Raw genomic sequence first — 16,893 nt, forward strand, 5'->3', positions numbered from 1 at the left:
GTGATCCGCATCCCGCCCGGGGCGGGCAGGTATCCAGCGGCGAACCCCTCTGACCTGCGACTCCGCGCTACCGGAAGGGGCTGGCGCTGGGGGGTACTGCTGTGAGGGGTAATGACAGGGCCCCTCAGTCCGGGTGCGGCGAACCTACCCTGGCCTCATGGACAACCGCGCCGAAATCAGTGCGTTTCTGAAGTCTCGCCGTGACAAGATCACGCCCGAGCAGGCCGGTCTGCCCGTGTACGGCCAGCGCCGGGTGGCCGGGCTCCGCAGGAACGAGGTCGCGATGCTCGCCGGGGTCAGCGTCGAGTACTACACGCGTCTGGAGCGCGGCAATCTCAGCGGTGTCTCCGACAGCGTCCTGGAGGCGCTGGCCCAGGCTCTGCGGCTCGACGACACGGAGCGCACGCACCTGTACGACCTGGCCCGAGCGGCGAACAAGACGCCCGCCCGTGTGCGGCGCCGCACTGCCCGGCCGACTGTGCGGCCCAGCGTGCAGCGCATCGTTGACGGGATGCCGGGCATGCCGGCGTTCGTGAAGAACCACCGATTCGACATTCTGGTCGCCAACCCGCTCGGTCGCGCACTGTTCTCGGAGATGTACGCCGATCCGGTCTGCGGGGCGAACACCGTGCGGTTCGTGTTCCTCAGCCCCGCGGCCAGGAGGTTCTACGTCGACTGGGAACGCATCGCCAGGGGCGCTGTGGGTGCGCTGCGGATCGAGGCGGGCAAGAACCCGTACGACCGTGAGTTGTCGAACCTGATCGGTGAGCTGTCGACTCGCAGCGACGCCTTCCGCGTGATGTGGGGCGCCCACGACGTACACGTCTTCCATGACGGGACGAAACGCCTTAGGCATCCGGTCGTCGGCGAGTTGGAGCTCGACTTCGAATCGATGAACCTGCCGGACGGCTCGGGGCTGGTCGTGGCGTTGTACAACGCGGCCCCCGGCTCCGCGGCCGCGGACGCGCTGAACCTGTTGGCGAGCTGGTCCGCCACGGCCGAGGCCGCGGATGTGCAGTCCGCCGAGGCGGACTCCGAGAACTGAACCGACGTCCACAGCCTCGCCTTCTCCGGCTGCCGTCGGCAGTAAGGGCGGGGCTTTGGCCTGCGCATATGCCACTGAGGGTCCCTGCTGTTACCCCTCACAGCGGAGACTCCCTCATCGTGCCCGTTCCCGGTTGCATGGTCAGTGCCCCGCTTTGGGGCCGACCGGTATCGAACCTCGTATCGGTCCGTCCCCGCTCATGCAAGGAACACCATGACCGGCAAGAGCACGATGATCACGCTGAACAACGGCGTGCGGATGCCCGCGCTCGGCCTCGGCGTCTTCCAGAGCCCACCGGAGGAGACCGCCACCGCGGTCACGACCGCGCTCCAGCACGGCTACCGACTGATCGACACCGCCACCGTCTACGGCAACGAGAAGGAGGCCGGCGGGGGCATCGTCGCCTCCGGCGTCGACCGCGGCGAGGTCTTCGTGACCACCAAGCTGTGGCTCTCGGACTTCGGTCACGACGCGACCCTGCGTGCCTTCGACGCCAGCCTGGGCAGGCTGGGCCTGGACTACCTGGACCTGTACCTGCTGCACTTTCCGTACACGTCCGAGTTCGACTCCACGGTCGCCATGTACAAGGCAGCGCAGAAGCTGCTGGCTGACGGGCGGGTGCGGGCGATCGGCGTCTCCAACTTCAGCCCCGAGCGTCTGGACGACCTGATCGAGCGCACCGACGTCGTACCGGCGGTCAATCAGGTCGAGTTGCACCCGTACTTCATCCAGCGCGAGCTGCGCGAGGCGCATACCGGCCTCGGCATCGTCACCCAGGCGTGGTCGCCCCTCGGCGCGGTGAACCTGTACTGGCCCGACGCCCCGCACGCGGGCAAGAGCCCGTTGCAGGACCCGGTCATCACTCGGATCGCCGCCAGGTACGGCAAGACCGCCGCGCAGATCGTGCTGCGCTGGCACATCGAGCACGGCCTGTCCGCGATCCCGAAGTCCGTCACGCCGCACCGCATCGCGGAGAACATCGGCATCTTCGACTTCGCGCTCACCGCCGACGAGACGGCCGCCGTCGACGCCCTCGACACCGGCCTGCGCGGCGGTCCCGACCCGGACAGCGTCAAGGCCGACTCCTCCGGCTGAACCGGCGCCGGCACCCGGCCGCTCCCACGACGCGGCCCCCTGATTCACCCTCACATTCAGCAAAGGCTCTACCTCCGCATGTCTTCTCACCGAGAAAAGCCCGCCAGGCTGCCGTTCGTCGTCCCGCTGCTGGTCCTCGGCACCTTCGTGACGGTCACCAGCGAGTTCATCATCGCGGCCCTCCTGCCCGAGGTGTCCGCCGACCTCGGCGTCAGCGTCTCCCCGGCCGGCCTGCTGATCACGGCGTTCGCGGCCTGACTGGGCCTGATCCTCCTGCTCCTCCTCGCCGCCAGGCGCGCCACCCGGACCGCGGCTCAGGCCCGCCGCGTGGCGGCCTGACTACGGGACAGCATGCGGTGTTCCTGCAACGAACCCACCAACTCGGTTGATTCAGTTTTGTAACTGATCAAACACATAGAAAGGATGAAATGCCATGACTGAAGAACAGACCGCCGCACAGAAGCTGCTCGGCGACTTCGCGCCCGACTGGTCAGGCTCACCGACGACGTCCTCTTCGGCGAGGTGTGGGCGAGCGAGGGCCTGTCCCAACGGGACCGCAGCCTGATCACCGTTGCCACCCTGGTCGCCCTCTACCGCGCCGACCAGCTCGCCTTCCACTTGCCCAGGGCCCTGGAGAACGGGGTGACGAAGGACGAGCTGGTCGAGGCCATCACCCACATCGCGTTCTACGCCGGCTGGCCCAATGCGATGTCCGCGATCACTCAGCTGAAGAACATCGTCGAGGGCGCCGACGCGAGTTGACCGCGCGCCGCCCCGTCTGGAGCAACACCCCATGCGACGACGCGGACTGACCAGACGTCTGGCACACCTCACGACCATCAGGACCCACACCGGCCAGGGCGTCGTCGTCGCTCGTGGCCACTCGGAAGGAGAACGAAATGAAGAAGCGTGAACTGGGAAACAGCGGGCTCGAAGTGTCGTCGATCGGGCTCGGCTGCATGGGAATGACCTTCGGCTACGGCCCGGCCGCGGACACGGGTGAGGCCATCAAGCTGATCCGGGCGGCCGCCGAGCGCGGTGTGACGCTCTTCGACACCGCGGAGGGATACGGAGAGGCGAACGAAAGGCTGGTGGGCCAGGCCCTGGCGCCGGTGCGCGACCAGGTCTCCATCGCCACGAAGTTCGGGTTCAAGGACGGCACCCCCACGGCGGGGCTGGACAGTCGGCCGGAGCGGATCCGGCTGGTCGCCGAGCAGTCCCTGCAGCGTCTGCAGACCGACCGCATCGATCTGTTCTACCAGCACCGGGTGGACCCCGACGTGCCGATCGAAGAGGTCGCCGGCACGGTCAAGGACCTCATCCAGGAAGGCAAGGTCAAGCACTTCGGCCTGTCCGAAGCGGGTGAGGACGTCATCCGCAGGGCCCACGCGGTCCAGCCGGTCACGGCCCTGCAGAGCGAGTACTCACTGTGGTGGCGCGAGCCCGAGGAGAGCGTCCTGCCGACCCTGGAAGAACTGGGCATCGGCTTCGTGCCGTTCAGCCCGCTCGGCAAGGGCTTCCTCACCGGCGCGATCAGTCAGGACACGAAGTTCGAGGCCAACGACATCCGTAACGTGCTGCCGCGCTTCGAGGAAGAGGCGCGTGAGGCCAACCTCGCACTGATCGCGCTGCTGGGTGAGATCGCGGACGCCAAGCAGGCCACCCGGGCTCAGACCGCCATCGCGTGGCTGCTGGCGCAGAAGCCGTGGATCGCACCGATCCCGGGCACGACGAAGCTGCACCGCCTCGAAGAGAACATCGGCGCCGACACCGTGGAGCTGACCTCCGAGGACCTCAGGCGCATCGAAGAGGCCGTTGCCCAGGTGCAGATCAAGGGCGAGCGGTACACCGCAGCGCAGCAGAAGACCATCAACCGGTAAGTCACCGGCCTTGATCGGCCCGTTCCTGACGAAGCGTCCATCGAGGCGCTTCGTCAGGAAGGCCCTGCCCATCAGGAGAAGTCCACAGGGGGTCTTCCACTTCTGACACCAAGCCCCTGAACACCTAGATACCCGTGCGGCGCCGACGCAAGGAACGAAAGAGCGCAATGATCACGAAGAACATATCCATGAAGAAGCCGTTCAAGCTCGCGGCGATCTCCGCGACCGCAGCCGTCATCGTCTCGGCACCGTACGCGTCCGCCGCGACCGGACACGCGGACGCGCAGCCCGCCGTCACCCACGTGAACACCGTGGCCGCCTTCGACTTCGCCACCGGCGACGTGCCCGAGAACATCACCGTCGCCCCGGACAATTCGCTGACCGTCTCGATGGTGGGCACGCCCGCGGGCGAACGGCCGGCACTGGTGCGGATCGCACCGTCCGGGCACCGCACGGTGCTGGTCACCGGGCAGAAGGGCGACGGAATCACCGGCAACACTCGTGGCCACGACGGCACCGTCTACTACAACGTGTGGTCCTCCGACGCCTCCCGGAACGGGGTGTGGAAGCTGCCGCCCGGCGGCACTCCTCATCGCATCGCGGCATTGCCCGCGGGCGGAGTCCCCAACGGTCTGGCCATCGATCCGGCCGGGCGAACCTTGTACGTGGCCGACAGCCGGATGGGCACCGTCTGGGCCGTCCCGGTCTCCGGCGGTCCCGCGACCGCGTGGCTGGTCGACCCCGCCCTCGCGATCAAGGCGTCCGCACCCGTGCCGTACGGTGCGAACGGACTCCGTTTCCACAACGGCGCCGTATGGGTCTCCAACCTCAGCAAGGCAACCCTGCTGCGGATCCCTGTCACCGCCACCGGAGCTCCGGGCCGGGTTCACACCGTCGCCAGCGGCCTCACCGGCATCGATGACTTCAACTTCCTCAGCGACCACTCCAACGTCGTGTTCGCCGCGCTGAACACACAGAACCAGATCGCGGTCGTCTACCCGAACGGCACCACCAGGACCGTGCTGACCGCCTCGGACGGCCTCGCCTCGCCCACCGCCACCGCGGTGCGCGGCAAGCGGCTGTACATCACCGACGGCGGACTCAACGAGCCCCACGACGCGCAAGTGCAGAGCGGGAAGATCGACCTCGGCGCGCTGCTCTCACGCTGAGCGCCCGGCAGCTCCCAGTAATGCAGAGGGCGTGGCCTGCAGGGATGCCACCTGAGGGGTCCCTGCAGGTACCCCTCACAACCGAGACTCCCACGTCATCGCCATTGCCGGTTGCATGGTCAGTGCCCCACTTCCGAGGGGGATGGGACACAACTGGCAAGAGCCCGGTGATCACGCTGGACAGCGCCGCCGAGATGTCCACCCCGAGCCTCGGTGCCTGCCACAGCGCGCCCGCCCAGACCACCACCGTGACGACTCCGTGAGGAGAACAACAGACCATCTACACGGCTGAACCGGGCTCGCCCTCCGGGGAGGGGCCAGCGCCTGCTCGCTTCCTGGGCCGCCACCCAGGGGGCCACCGCACCCGCGCGCTCGGTCAGACGTCCTTGATCTGTACGCGGTCGCCGGCCGCCGTCAGCGACGCCAGGGCGCGGTCCATCGCGGCGTTGAATTCTTCCGGCGTCAGCGGCAGCCGGGACTTGACGTCCCGACTCCACTGGTCGGCGAGGACCTCGGCGGAGCCCGCCTCGACACCGTCGAGCGCCGCGTCGGCCAGGTCCGACGGCGCGATCTTGGCCACGGGCCAGCCCGCGGCCATGTCGGTGTCGGCCAGGCCGAGGTGCACAGCTGTCACGAGTGTGCCCTGCTCGGCGAGTTCCAGGCGGATGCCGTTGGTCATGGCCCAGGCGGCGGCCTTGGTCAGGTGGTAGGCATTGGCGCCCTTGCCCCCGAACCATGACATGGCGGAGAGGACGTTGACGATCGCGCCCCCGCCGTTCCCGGCGAGCGCCGGCGCGAACTCCCGGATCATTCCCAGGTGGCCGAACATGTTGGTCTCCAGCTCGTGCCGTACCGCGTCCAGCGAACCGGTCACCAGGTCGGTCCCCGTCTGGATCCCCGCATTGTTGATGAGCAGCGAGACGTCCGGGGCGGCCTCGGCCGCGGCCCTCACGGATGCGGGATCGGCGATGTCGAGGGGCAGCACCTCGACCCCGGGCAGGTCCACGGTTTCGGGCCGGCGGGCCGTCGCGTAGACCTTGCGGGCGCCCCGTTCGAGCAGGCGCTGGGCGAAGGCGCGGCCCAGGCCGCGGTTGGCTCCGGTGACAAGGGCGACTGAGTTGGTGATGTCCATGCCCCGTACGCTAGAACCTGACGCTAACGTCAGAGGCAAGCGCTGATCATCAGGGCCGGGGGAGAGGAATCACCATGACCGTCACGGAGCCGGCGAGCGAGCGGCTGATCCGCATCGGCGAGGTGGCGCGGGGTGCCGGCGTCTCGGTACGCGCCGTGCGCTACTACGAGCAGCAGGGGCTGCTCATCGCCGAGCGCAGCCCGTCCGGCCAGCGCCTCTACCGGCAGGATGCCGTCACCCTGGTCCGCTTCTTCCAGCAGATGTTCGCCGCCGGCCTGACCAGCCGAAGGATCACGGAACTCCTTCCGTGCTGGGACTCCGGGCACACCGACGCCGACCAACGAGCCATGCTGCGCGCCGAGCGGGACCGCATCCAGGCCAAGGTCGACGACTTGCAGGCCGCCCTGGACCGCCTCGACGAGGTCATCGCGATCACGGACACGCACCCGTAGGCGCGGTCGGTCGGACGTCGCACCAGCGATCTTGAGGGGCGCCGAGGAGACAGGTGGCCAGCGTCGATCGTCTGGACGAGATCGGCCACGTCATCGGGGGCGTCCGTTCCTTCTCGGCCTACGCGAGTCCGCCGAGACGGAGGGCGTCCCTTGTCTCGCTGAGCTTCGCGGTCGTCGCCGGGGTTCACTCCTTCGCCTGTTCACCGAGTCGGAGGGCATCCTCGATCTCGCCGAGCTTCGCGGAGGGCAGGGCGCCCGCCCGCTCGATCAGGTCGTCTCGGGACACGGTGGTCAGCCACGTGCAAGGGGTAAAGCCTGGACGCGGGATCGCGAACCGCAGCACGCCTTCAAAGGGCAGTCCTTCCATGGCGCCAACCCGGACTTCGACGCCCAGACCGCTGATGTCGACGCCCGCCGGAGCGACGACCTGCATCGCCCGGATCCCGGACGCGTCGTCTCCCGACAGCAGTACGACCAGCCGCCGCTCGTCGAACTCGACCCACCAGACTTCGCCACGTTGCACATGTCCTCCTGACACGGGACGGCAGGCGGACGCCGCGCGACCCTGACGCGCTGTGGAGACGGTGCGGCCACTGTTGATCATCGGTGTGTGAAGACTGAGGATCATGCGGTGGCGGCAGGTCACAGCGTAGACCCTGCCCGCTGACAGGAGGCGTTTCGAGGGCCTGATGAGCCGGATAGCGGGGCGGTTTGCGCGGGTCGAACCCCGGCGTCGGGCTAGGCAGTTGGTGCTCGGGTTGTTTCCGAGTCACCCTCGACGGGCAGAGCGTCGACACCACCTTGAACGACAGCCCCGCCGCCCGTGACCTCGCCTCCCTGCTCCCGCTCACCGTGGATCTGGAGGACTTCCACGGAACGGAGCGGATCGGTGACCCGCCGCGCGAACTGACCACCGAGCATGCCCCAGCGCCTGTCGCGCCCAAGGCCGGGGACATCGCCTACTACGCCCCGTGGGGCGACCTCGCCCTCTTCTGCAAGGACGGCCCCGCCGCCTCGGCCGATCCGCTGGTCCTCGGCCACATCGACGCCGATCCCGCCCAGATCGGCAGGGTCGGCCGCATCACCGTCGAGGCAGCCTCCTGACCTCGTCCGGGTGCCGGCCGCCGGCACCCGTCGACGCCGTCCGCCCGATCCGGGACGCCGTCGTGCAGCTCGTGCAGCTCGTGCGCGGTCTGCTCGCCGAACTCGGCGTCCCGGACGGGTCAGTGAACTGACGGACCTTCACGCACAGGGATCAGAACTGCAGCGCCCAGGCGTCGATCCGCCCCGTGTCCAGGCGGGCGTTGTCGCTCACCCGGAGGGTCCACGTGCCGTTCGCGGTCTCGGCCGAGGCGTTCACGGAGTACGTGGTGTCGATGTTGTCCGCACTGCCGCCGGTGCCGTACGACTTCAGCGTGTACGCCGTGCCGTCAGGGGCGATCAGCTGGACCTGGAGGTCACCGATGTACGTGTGGACGATGTGGACCTCGACGGCCAGGGCCGAGGGCGCGTTGCCGGAGACGCCGGAGACGGTCACCGGGGACTCGGCGGTGGAGTTGTCGGCGATGGCCTGGTCGGCGGTGTTCTCGAAGCGCGGGCCGGGCGGGGTGGTCGTACCGCCGCCGACGTACAGGAGCCGGTTGGGGGAGCCGCTGCCGGGGCTGGTCACGACGCCGGTGGTGGCGGCGGCCGTCAGCGCGGCGGAGACCTGCGCGGGCGTGGCCGTGGGGTTGGCGGCCAGGTGCAGGGCGGCGGCTCCGGCGACGTGCGGGCTCGCCATCGACGTACCGGAGATGGTGTTGGTCGCCGAGTCGCTGGAGTTCCAGGCCGAGGTGATGGAGGAGCCGGGCGCGAACAGGTCGAGCACCGTGCCGTAGTTGGAGTAGCTCGCCTTCGCGTCGCTCGACGTGGTGGCGCCGACGGTGACGGCCTCGGTGACGCGGGCCGGGGACCGGGTGGAGGCGTTGGTGGACTCGTTGCCGGCCGCGACGACGAAGGTGACGCCGGAGGTGACGGCGTTGCGTACGGCGGTGTCGATGGCCGTGTCGGCCGGGCCGCCGAGGGACATGTTCGCGACGGCCGGCTTGACCGCGTTCCGCGCGACCCAGTCGATGCCCGCGACGACCTGGGCGGTGGTGCCCTGGCCGGAGTTGTTCAGCACCCGGACACCGACGACCTTGGCCTGCTTGGCGACGCCGTAGGCGCTCCCGGCGACGGTGCCGGCGACGTGTGTGCCGTGACCGTGGCCGTCCTGGGCGGTGTTGTCGTTGTCGACGGCGTCGTAGCCGTTGGAGGCGCGTCCGCCGAAGTCGCTGTGGGTGATGCGGACGCCGGTGTCGATGACGTACGCCGTGACGCCCTGGCCGGCCGAATCCGGGTACGTGTACGAGCTGTTCAGCGGCAGGTTCTTCTGGTCGATGCGGTCCAGGCCCCAGGAGGGCGGGCTGGGTTGCGTTCCGGTGACGCTGTAGATCCTGTCCTGGACGACGGAGGCGATGGCCGGGTCGGCGGCGAGACGTTTCGCCTCGGACTCGGACGCCTCGACGGCGTAGCCGTTCAGGGCCTTGGTGTACGTCCGCTCGATCTCGGCGCCGTACTTGTGCGCCAGGGCGCGGCCCTCGGCGGAACCTGCCTTCTCCGTCTTCAGGGTGACGATGTAGCTGCCGGTGACGGCGTTCGCGGCGCCCTCGTACTGGACGCGTCCCTCGGCGGCGACCGGGGCCGCGTCGGCGGGGAGGGCGGAGACGAGGCTCGCGACGAGCGCCGCGGTGGCCGTCGCGCCGAGCGCGGCCAGTCTTCGCCGGGTGGATCCGTGCGGGGTGCGGGGAGTACGCATCACTGCCATCTGAGGGGTCCTCCTCATCGGTGGTGCGCTGTGGGGTGTGGTGCACGCCCGTCGGAGCCACCCGGAAGCCTGGAGTCATGGTCATGTCAGACAGAGGGTGACTCCTGTGCGTCAGCCGAAAGATTGAGGCCTCCACAGGAATTGCACAAGGGCCCTGCGCGTACGTACAGGGCCCCGGCCCGTCAACGCGTCGAGGTGGACTGCTCCAGCGCCTCGGCCGGCAGGGCACCCTCGGCGCCGATGACCTCGATGCCGAGCAGCCGGCCCGACGCGTCGACGTCGAGCAACACCTGGGCGTCCGCCCCGATCCCGGTGACGGGGATCTGCCGGACGGCGGCGCCGTCCGGGATGTGCGCGACGAGCGACACATAGGCGGTGTCGTTCTCGCGGTCGTGGTCGATGTGCATGGTTCGCCTCTCTGGAACTTCCCGGCCTTGTTGACGACGACCCAGATTCTGCCGACATCCCCTGCCCCGGTGCCCGAGCGGTCGGACTGTGCAGCCCTCCGGGCCGAAATGCCGCCGTCCCACCCTGCCGCGCCCGCTTACGATGCGCGCAGCCGTACGACAGACCCCCGCCCCCCGGCCCACCGCCCCGCCTCAGCCAGGAGCCCTCAACCCGTGTCGACACCCCCGCCCCCTGGGCACCCGCAGCCCCAGGACCCGTACGGCCGGCCTCCGGCCAACTGGCCCCAGGCGCACCGTCCGTACGGCACCCCCGTCTCCGTCAACGCGCTCGCCGTGGCCGCTCTCGTGCTCGGCGTGCTCTGCTTCCTGCCCGCCGCGGGGCTCGTGCTGGGGCTGGTCGCGCTGTGGCAGATCCGGCGGTCCGGGCAGAGCGGTCGGGGCATGGCGATCGCCGGGGTGGCACTGTCGGCCGTCGGAGCCGTGCTGTGGGGAGTGGTGCTGGCCACGGGCGTCGCGTCCGACGTCTGGGCGAAGTTCGAGGACGGCGCGCGGGGCAACCAGAGCCTGTCGCTGCGCACGGGCGACTGCTTCGACGCGCCGGACGGTCTGGAGGGCGACACCTACGACGTCGACCCGGTCTCCTGCGAAGGCGGGCACGACGGCGAGGTGTTCGGGGTCGTCACGCTGCCGGGCGGCGCCTTCCCGGGCGACGGCGAGGTCACCGACATCGCCGACGAGCGGTGCTACCCGCTCGAGTCCCAGTACGCCATGGACACCTGGGCGATGCCGGCCGATGTCGACGTGTACTACCTCATGCCGTCCCGGGAGACCTGGCGCTACGGCGACCGCGCGATCATCTGCGTCTTCGGCAGCACCGACGCGAAGGCCGAACTCACCGGCTCCCTGCGCGAGGACCCCACCACGCTCGACACCGACCAGGTCGTCTTCCTGTCCACGGCCAACGCCGTCGACGCGGCACTGTACGAGGAGCCGGAGGAGCCCCCGGAGAGCGACCTCGCCGGCGCCCGGGCCTGGGCCGCGCAGGTGCGCGACGTGCTCGGCGAACAGACCAGGGCGCTGCGCGGCCACTCCTGGCCGTCGGCTGCCCGAGAGCCCGTCGCCGACCTTGCCGAGGAGATGGCGGACGCCGGCGAGGAGTGGTCGAAGGCGAGCGAGGCCGGTGACGTGGACACCTGGTTCACGCACTACGAGAAGGCGTACGCGTACGTCGACGGCCCGGAGGCCGTCACCGCGCGCAAGGCCCTCGGACTGGACACCACCCCGCGGTCGTTCGACGACAGCGACAAGGGGAACTCCGAAATCGAGGTGTGACGGTTGCTATAGCGGGGAGAAAGTGCCTGCGTAAAGCCCCCAGGGCCACCATGTCATCACATCGAGTGATTCTCTGGCCTTTGCTTGCATCGCACAACCTACGGTTGCCACGCTGTTGCTGTCTGTACAACCTGATGGGAGCGGCCAGTGACATTCGGTGAGCAGCCGGCGTACCTGCGCGTCGCGGGTGATCTCCGCCAGAAGATCGTCGACGGTCAGCTGCCACCGCACACCCGCCTCCCCTCCCAGGCCAGAATCCGCCAGGAGTACGGCGTCTCGGACACCGTCGCCCTGGAGGCCCGCAAGGTGCTCATGGCGGAGGGACTGGTCGAGGGCCGATCCGGCTCGGGGACGTATGTGCGCGAGCGGCCCGTCCCCCGGCGCGTCTCCCGCTCCGGCTACCGCCCGCCCGGCGGGGCCACGCCGTTCCGCCAGGAGCAGGCCGACGGTGAGGGGCGTGGCACCTGGGAGTCGAGCAGCGAGCAGTCCGAGGCGAGTGTCGCGGTCGCCGAGCGGCTGGACATCGAGCCGGGTGACCGGGTGATGTGCACGAAGTACCTCTTCCGCGAGGGCGGCGAGGCGATGATGCTCTCCACGTCCTGGGAGCCGCTCGCCGTGACGGGCCGGACGCCCGTGATGCTGCCGGAGGAGGGCCCGCTCGGCGGCATGGGCGTCGTCGAGCGCATGCGCGCGATCGAGGTGATCGTGGACAACGTCACCGAGGAGGTCGGCGCCCGTCCCGGGCTCGCCGAGGAACTGCTCGTGCTGGGCGGCGTCCCCGGCCATGTGGTGGTGGTCGTCCACCGTACGTTCTACGCCTCCGGCCGTCCGGTCGAGACGGCCGATGTGGTGATTCCGGCCGATCGGTATCGGGTCGCCTACCACCTTCCGGTCAAGTAGCGAACGCTCACATCCGTCCCGGGGCGCGCTCCCTGCGCGCCCCGCTCACGGCATCACCGAGGCGGCCGTCGTCGGACAGGGCGGTCCGCATCCCCTGACAGGTTGTCGTCCTCGCAGGTCGACCGTGGTGTACGCGGGTCGACAGCGGTGTATGCGGTATGCCCGCGCCCGGGTGTGATGAGGCACTCGGACGGCGCGTTCATGGGCGCGCGCCCCCTGCGTTCTGGCTGGTTGCGTACCTCTTTGTGAAAACCCGTATTCGCTCCGTGAAGGTTAGGCGTAGGCTCGGGCATATGCGCATTGCGGTTTCCTTAGCGGGTGGGGCGCGGCACAGGCCGCGGGTGGGAAGTGGAGGGGCGCGATGAACGACAGCACGATCACTCTTCCCTGGCTCGTGATACGAGAAGACGACAACGGCAACCGGTACCGGGTGGGCCGGTACGCGACCAGGACCGAGGCCCAGAAGATCGCGGACAGTCTCGACGGCCGCGGTCACAAGCAGCTGTACTGGGTCGAGCGGCTGGGGCAGAACGGGGCGGGCGCGTGACGCACGACTGACCCCCGGCCGCCCGTGCCCTGAGTGGGTCTTTGGCCGTGCTGCCGTCGTAGGCTCCCCGCATGAGTGAGCGGATCGTCGTCGTAGGTGCCGCGCTGGTCGACGAGGGGCGGTTGCTGGCGGCCCGGCGCAGTGCGCCCGTGGAGCTGGCCGGGCGCTGGGAGTTGCCCGGCGGCAAGGTCGAGCCCGGGGAGACGGCCGACGCGGCGCTGGTACGGGAACTGCGCGAGGAACTCGGCGTCGACGCCGAGGCCCGCGGGCGCGTCCCGGGGGAGTGGCCCTTGAAGTCGCCCTACGTCCTGCAGGTCTGGACGGCACGGCTGCGACCCGGCTCCGCCGCCCCCGAGCCCCTCGAGGACCACGACGAACTGCGCTGGCTCGGCCCGGGCGAGATCTGGGACGTGCACTGGCTCGATCAGGACGTCCCGGCCGTACGGCAGACCCTTGCGCACCTCGGAACCCCGGAAGGCTCCTCCGCGTCAGGTCTCACCGCTTCCGGCCTCACCGCTTCCGGCCTCACCACGCCCGGCCCCACCGCATCCGGCCCCACCGCATCAGGCCCCTGCTCTTCCAGTCCCGGCGCGGAGGAAGTCCCCGGCGCCTGAGGCCAACCGGGGGCGTGCGGTGTCGGGCAAGTGCCGTACGGGCGCCCCCTGTACTTTTCGTGCCACTGCGCGCCGCCCCGTGCGGTACTCCGCCCCGGATATCGGGTATGTGCCCATTAACCCCATGAAACCGGACATGGGCGGGCCTCTTGGCTGGGAAGTGATCGGCGTGACCGACACCGAAGGTGACTGCGCCGAGTGGACCTTTCCCGCCGAACCGGGCGCCGTGCGCACCGCCCGCCAGGTCGTCCGAGGCCAACTCCGCGGCTGGGGCCTCGACAGCCTGTCCGACCTCGCGGCGTTGCTGGTCAGCGAGTTGGTCACCAACGCCCTGCGGCACGCGACCGGACCCATCGGGGTACGCCTGCTCCGCCCGTCCGGCCTGGACGGCGTCCTGAGGGTCGAGGTCTCCGACCCGCTCCCGGACCCGCCGCGCGAGCGCGCCCCCCGGCTCGACGACGAGAGCGGCCGCGGACTGCAACTGGTCGCCTCCTCCTGCCGCCGCTGGGGCACCCGGCCCGGCGTCGCCGGTAAGACGGTGTGGTTCGAACTCACCGTGCCGGGGTGAAAAATCGGTGTACGTACGCCCTGTCACTGTCGAGCGATTGGTTCAGGCCAGTGGCGGTTGTCGGCAGACGTGATTCGACGACGTGTCCGCTGGTTAGAAGACTGGAAGTGTTGTCACGGTCCGGACCGAAAACCATCGGGACCGTGCTGTGATCGTGAACACCGTGTTGTGCGGCACCGTAGTGCTGGATACTGCGGGCAGCCGCCCCCGGTGACCGGTGCCGGACGCGGTGAGCTGGAGGGGACGGTTCGCGTGAGCGAGATACCAGCGAAGGCCACGGAGTCCGAGGACCCGTCGGACGGCGCGAGGGCCAGGGCCGCGGACGGCCTGGCCTCCGCGGTGGGAGGTGCGCTCGCGGCCGACGGGGTCCAGTCCGGGGACGCCATGTGGCAGAGCAGTCCCCCGGGATCCATCTACGACTACATCAAGGTCGCGTCCTTCTCGATCGGCCCCGACGGGCTGGTCGACCAGTGGAGCCTGCGCGCCGAGCACCTTTTCGGCATCCCCGCCGGGCGCGCCGTCGGCATGGACCCCATCGAGGCCTTCATCGACCCGCGCCACCGCGAGCGGGGCATGCGCAAGATGGCCGAGATCCTCGACGGCCGCGAGTGGACCGGCGTGGTGCCCTTCCGGATGCCCAAGGAGGCTGACGGCGAATGCGGTCATGAGGGACTCGCCGAGGTGTACGTCATGCCGACGCGCACCGAGGAGGGCGAGAAGGCCGCCGTCTGCATCGTCGTCGACGTCCGCACACTGCGCACCATCGAGACCGACCTCGCCGCCTCGCAGTCCATTTTCGGTCAATCCCCGTTCGGTTTCCTGCTGATCGATTCCGATCTGCGGGTCCGCCGCGCCAACCAGAGGTTCGCGTCCGTCTTCGGCGGCGAGCCCGACGACCACCGCGGCAAGGGCGTCCACGACTACCTCCAGCGCGGCGAGGCCGACCGGGTCGCCGCCACGCTGCGCCGGGTGCTGGAGACCGGCAACTCCATCACGGACATGCACGTCACCGGCTTCGTGCCGGGCTCCGACGAGCGCCGCCACTGGTCCGTCAACCTCTACCGCGTGCACAGTGGTTCGGGCCGGCCCATCGGGATCGCCTGGCTCGGCACCGACATCACCTCGCGCCGCGCCGCCGCCCGCGAGGCCGCCGCCGCCCGGCGCAACCTGGCCCTGCTGAACGAGGCCGGCGCCCGCATCGGCAACTCCCTCGACCTGGAGACCACGGCCAGGCAGCTGCTCGACGTCGTCGTGCCCGGCTTCTGCGACCTGGCCACTGTCGACCTCTACCAGGGCCTGCTGGCCGGCGACGAGACCCCGCCCGGACTCGCCGACGGCAGCGCCGAGCTGCGCCGGGTGGCGTTCGCCAGTGCCGTCTCCGACGAGCCCTTCGCCGGCACCGGCGTGCCCGTCTCGGTCGGCGCCGTCCACCACTACCCGTTCAACTCGCCCTGCGCGGACGCCCTGCGCACGGCACGCCCCCAGTTCGTGCCCGGCGAGGACGGGGGGCTCGTGCAGTCCACCCTCGCCGTGCCGATGGTCGCCCACGACACCGTCGTCGGGCTCGTGCAGTTCGCCCGTACGAAGGGCAGCGAGCCGTTCGGCGACCGGGACCGCGATCTCGCCGTGGAGCTGGCGGCGCGCGCGGCCGTCTGCATCGACAACGCCCGCCTCTACCGGCGCGAGCACGAGCGCGCGTTGATATTGCAACGGTCCCTGCTCCCGCCCGGCGACCCGGAGGCCTCCGGCCTCGACATCGCCTGCCGCTATCTGCCCGGCAACGTCAACACCGGCCGGCCCAGCGAGGTCGGCGGCGACTGGTTCGACGTCATCGAACTCCCCGGGCACCGCACGGCGCTCGTCGTCGGCGACGTGATGGGCCGCGGCCTGCGCGCCGCCGTCGCCATGGGCGAACTCCGCACGGCGGTCCGGACCCTGGCGCAGCTCGACCTCGAACCAGCCGAGGTGCTTTCCCAGTTGGACGAGATCGCCCGCGGCCTCGGCGCCCCCGGGGGTGTCACGCAGGCGACCCGGGCGGCCCGCCGGCCCCGCGAGGCCGACCTCTCGGAGGTGTACCTCGCCACCTGCGTCTACGCCGTCTACGACTCCGTCACCCGGCGCTGCACCTTCGCCAACGCGGGCCATCTGCCGCCCGTCCTGGTCGAGCCGGGCGAGTCCGCCCTGATGCTCGACGTGCCGCCGGGCATGCCGCTCGGGGTCGGCGGCGAGCCCTTCGAGGAGGTCGAGGTCGAACTCCCCGAGGGCGCCCTGCTCGCGCTCTACACGGATGGACTGGTCGAAAGCCGCGACCATCCCCTGGACGAGGGCCTCCAGGCCTTCGTCAGCGCCCTGTCCGACCCGGGCCAGCCGCTGGAGGACGTCTGCGACCACGTCCTCAACACCCTCGACACCCACCACGGCGAGGACGACATCGCGTTGCTGATGGCACGTGTACAGGGCCTGCCGAACGAGTCCGTGGGCGACTGGACCCTGCCGCGCGAGCCGCGCAGTGTGGGCCGGGCCCGCGAGTACGCCCGCGCCCAACTCCTCAGCTGGGACATGGAACCCCTGGTCGACACCACGGAGCTCCTGGTCAGTGAGCTCGTCACCAACGCCCTGCGCTACGGCGAGGGCGAGATCCGCCTCCGCCTCCTCCTCGACCGCACCCTGGTCTGCGAGGTCTGGGACTCCGGCCTGGTCCAGCCCCGCCGCCGCCGGGCCCGCGACACCGACGAGGGCGGCCGCGGCCTGCAACTCGTCGGCCTGCTCAGCGCCGCATGGGGCTCCCGGCGCACGCCGTTGGGCAAGACGGTCTGGTTCGAACTGCCGCTGCCCGGTGGCGAGACGAAGCTGACAGACCCGGCGGAGGCGCTGCTGAGCCTGTTCTGAGGCTTTCGTAGGCTCGTC

Annotated in this window: 17 protein-coding genes and 1 pseudogene; 14 read left to right on the plus strand and 4 right to left on the minus strand. The window is 70.0% G+C overall.

The window, feature by feature from the left end; all coding sequences use genetic code 11:
- Window positions 1–157 precede the first annotated feature (157 nt).
- From ACFZBT_RS07790 to ACFZBT_RS07815, 6 genes and pseudogenes are all read left to right on the plus strand, one after another.
- The gene (locus tag ACFZBT_RS07790; RefSeq protein WP_391099673.1) at window positions 158–1,045 is read left to right on the plus strand and encodes a helix-turn-helix domain-containing protein; all 888 of its coding nucleotides are present in this window, start codon (window positions 158–160) and stop codon (window positions 1,043–1,045) included.
- Between the two features lie 213 nt (window positions 1,046–1,258).
- Window positions 1,259–2,140 carry an aldo/keto reductase gene (locus tag ACFZBT_RS07795; protein ID WP_391099676.1) on the plus strand — a complete coding sequence of 294 codons (882 nt, stop codon included), beginning with the start codon at window positions 1,259–1,261 and terminating at the stop codon, window positions 2,138–2,140.
- A gap of 78 nt (window positions 2,141–2,218) precedes the next feature.
- Window positions 2,219–2,398 carry a hypothetical protein gene (locus tag ACFZBT_RS07800; RefSeq protein WP_391099678.1) on the plus strand — a complete coding sequence of 60 codons (180 nt, stop codon included), beginning with the start codon at window positions 2,219–2,221 and terminating at the stop codon, window positions 2,396–2,398.
- 175 nt (window positions 2,399–2,573) lie between these two features.
- Window positions 2,574–2,902: pseudogene (locus tag ACFZBT_RS07805) on the plus strand (carboxymuconolactone decarboxylase family protein).
- A gap of 137 nt (window positions 2,903–3,039) precedes the next feature.
- A complete protein-coding gene (locus ACFZBT_RS07810; RefSeq protein WP_391099680.1) occupies window positions 3,040–4,020 on the plus strand; it encodes an aldo/keto reductase in 981 nt (326 codons plus the stop codon).
- 167 nt (window positions 4,021–4,187) lie between these two features.
- The gene (locus ACFZBT_RS07815) at window positions 4,188–5,189 is read left to right on the plus strand and encodes an SMP-30/gluconolactonase/LRE family protein (protein ID WP_391099682.1); all 1,002 of its coding nucleotides are present in this window, start codon (window positions 4,188–4,190) and stop codon (window positions 5,187–5,189) included.
- Window positions 5,190–5,565: 376 nt separating this feature from the next.
- Here the strand turns inward: ACFZBT_RS07815 and ACFZBT_RS07820 are convergent, their stop codons facing one another.
- A complete protein-coding gene (locus tag ACFZBT_RS07820) occupies window positions 5,566–6,321 on the minus strand; it encodes an SDR family oxidoreductase (protein WP_391099684.1) in 756 nt (251 codons plus the stop codon).
- Window positions 6,322–6,395: 74 nt separating this feature from the next.
- Here ACFZBT_RS07820 and ACFZBT_RS07825 point away from each other — a divergent pair, with 74 nt between their 5' ends.
- Entirely contained in the window at window positions 6,396–6,773 is a 378-nt protein-coding gene (locus ACFZBT_RS07825) for a MerR family transcriptional regulator (RefSeq protein ID WP_391099686.1), read from the plus strand.
- Between the two features lie 184 nt (window positions 6,774–6,957).
- On the opposite strand, the gene ACFZBT_RS07830 is transcribed toward ACFZBT_RS07825, so the two are convergent.
- Entirely contained in the window at window positions 6,958–7,296 is a 339-nt protein-coding gene (locus tag ACFZBT_RS07830) for a type II toxin-antitoxin system PemK/MazF family toxin (protein ID WP_391099688.1), read from the minus strand.
- A gap of 278 nt (window positions 7,297–7,574) precedes the next feature.
- Between ACFZBT_RS07830 and ACFZBT_RS07835 the strand changes: the two genes are divergently transcribed.
- Window positions 7,575–7,877 (plus strand): cyclophilin-like fold protein, encoded by a 303-nt coding sequence (locus ACFZBT_RS07835; RefSeq protein WP_391099690.1) that lies wholly within the window; start codon window positions 7,575–7,577, stop codon window positions 7,875–7,877.
- 151 nt (window positions 7,878–8,028) lie between these two features.
- On the opposite strand, the gene ACFZBT_RS07840 is transcribed toward ACFZBT_RS07835, so the two are convergent.
- Together ACFZBT_RS07840 and ACFZBT_RS07845 are read right to left on the minus strand one after the other, a co-directional pair.
- Window positions 8,029–9,618, minus strand: a complete 1,590-nt coding sequence (locus ACFZBT_RS07840) for a S8 family serine peptidase (RefSeq protein WP_391099693.1) — start codon at window positions 9,616–9,618, stop codon at window positions 8,029–8,031.
- Window positions 9,619–9,800: 182 nt separating this feature from the next.
- Window positions 9,801–10,025 (minus strand): DUF2283 domain-containing protein, encoded by a 225-nt coding sequence (locus ACFZBT_RS07845; protein WP_391099695.1) that lies wholly within the window; start codon window positions 10,023–10,025, stop codon window positions 9,801–9,803.
- Window positions 10,026–10,238: 213 nt separating this feature from the next.
- Between ACFZBT_RS07845 and ACFZBT_RS07850 the strand changes: the two genes are divergently transcribed.
- The 6 genes from ACFZBT_RS07850 to ACFZBT_RS07875 all read left to right on the plus strand — a co-directional run bounded on the left by ACFZBT_RS07850 (window position 10,239) and on the right by ACFZBT_RS07875 (window position 16,875).
- The gene (locus tag ACFZBT_RS07850) at window positions 10,239–11,357 is read left to right on the plus strand and encodes a septum formation family protein (RefSeq protein ID WP_391099698.1); all 1,119 of its coding nucleotides are present in this window, start codon (window positions 10,239–10,241) and stop codon (window positions 11,355–11,357) included.
- A gap of 147 nt (window positions 11,358–11,504) precedes the next feature.
- Window positions 11,505–12,257, plus strand: a complete 753-nt coding sequence (locus ACFZBT_RS07855; protein ID WP_215118791.1) for a GntR family transcriptional regulator — start codon at window positions 11,505–11,507, stop codon at window positions 12,255–12,257.
- 361 nt (window positions 12,258–12,618) lie between these two features.
- Window positions 12,619–12,804: an SPOR domain-containing protein gene (locus tag ACFZBT_RS07860; RefSeq protein ID WP_215118789.1), complete on the plus strand. Its 186-nt coding sequence runs from the start codon at window positions 12,619–12,621 to the stop codon at window positions 12,802–12,804.
- Window positions 12,805–12,875: 71 nt separating this feature from the next.
- The gene (locus ACFZBT_RS07865) at window positions 12,876–13,418 is read left to right on the plus strand and encodes an NUDIX domain-containing protein (protein ID WP_391099701.1); all 543 of its coding nucleotides are present in this window, start codon (window positions 12,876–12,878) and stop codon (window positions 13,416–13,418) included.
- A 124-nt stretch (window positions 13,419–13,542) separates the two neighbouring features.
- A complete protein-coding gene (locus ACFZBT_RS07870) occupies window positions 13,543–13,986 on the plus strand; it encodes an ATP-binding protein (protein ID WP_391099704.1) in 444 nt (147 codons plus the stop codon).
- A 252-nt stretch (window positions 13,987–14,238) separates the two neighbouring features.
- Window positions 14,239–16,875 (plus strand): SpoIIE family protein phosphatase, encoded by a 2,637-nt coding sequence (locus tag ACFZBT_RS07875; RefSeq protein WP_391099706.1) that lies wholly within the window; start codon window positions 14,239–14,241, stop codon window positions 16,873–16,875.
- The last annotated feature ends 18 nt before the right edge of the window (window positions 16,876–16,893 follow it).

Source organism: Streptomyces sp. NPDC008137, assembly GCF_042957035.1.
GTDB lineage: Bacteria > Actinomycetota > Actinomycetes > Streptomycetales > Streptomycetaceae > Streptomyces.

What these genes read in the sequence shown, in the direction of transcription:
- ACFZBT_RS07845 (WP_391099695.1), bottom strand. Translation starts at nt 10,025, where the DNA reads ATGCACATCGACCACGACCGCGAGAACGACACCGCCTATGTGTCGCTC.
- ACFZBT_RS07790 (WP_391099673.1), top strand. Translation starts at nt 158, where the DNA reads ATGGACAACCGCGCCGAAATCAGTGCGTTTCTGAAGTCTCGCCGTGAC.
- ACFZBT_RS07795 (WP_391099676.1), top strand. Translation starts at nt 1,259, where the DNA reads ATGACCGGCAAGAGCACGATGATCACGCTGAACAACGGCGTGCGGATG.
- ACFZBT_RS07860 (WP_215118789.1), top strand. Translation starts at nt 12,619, where the DNA reads ATGAACGACAGCACGATCACTCTTCCCTGGCTCGTGATACGAGAAGAC.
- ACFZBT_RS07870 (WP_391099704.1), top strand. Translation starts at nt 13,543, where the DNA reads ATGAAACCGGACATGGGCGGGCCTCTTGGCTGGGAAGTGATCGGCGTG.
- ACFZBT_RS07840 (WP_391099693.1), bottom strand. Translation starts at nt 9,618, where the DNA reads ATGGCAGTGATGCGTACTCCCCGCACCCCGCACGGATCCACCCGGCGA.
- ACFZBT_RS07800 (WP_391099678.1), top strand. Translation starts at nt 2,219, where the DNA reads ATGTCTTCTCACCGAGAAAAGCCCGCCAGGCTGCCGTTCGTCGTCCCG.
- ACFZBT_RS07825 (WP_391099686.1), top strand. Translation starts at nt 6,396, where the DNA reads ATGACCGTCACGGAGCCGGCGAGCGAGCGGCTGATCCGCATCGGCGAG.
- ACFZBT_RS07815 (WP_391099682.1), top strand. Translation starts at nt 4,188, where the DNA reads ATGATCACGAAGAACATATCCATGAAGAAGCCGTTCAAGCTCGCGGCG.
- ACFZBT_RS07810 (WP_391099680.1), top strand. Translation starts at nt 3,040, where the DNA reads ATGAAGAAGCGTGAACTGGGAAACAGCGGGCTCGAAGTGTCGTCGATC.
- ACFZBT_RS07820 (WP_391099684.1), bottom strand. Translation starts at nt 6,321, where the DNA reads ATGGACATCACCAACTCAGTCGCCCTTGTCACCGGAGCCAACCGCGGC.
- ACFZBT_RS07865 (WP_391099701.1), top strand. Translation starts at nt 12,876, where the DNA reads ATGAGTGAGCGGATCGTCGTCGTAGGTGCCGCGCTGGTCGACGAGGGG.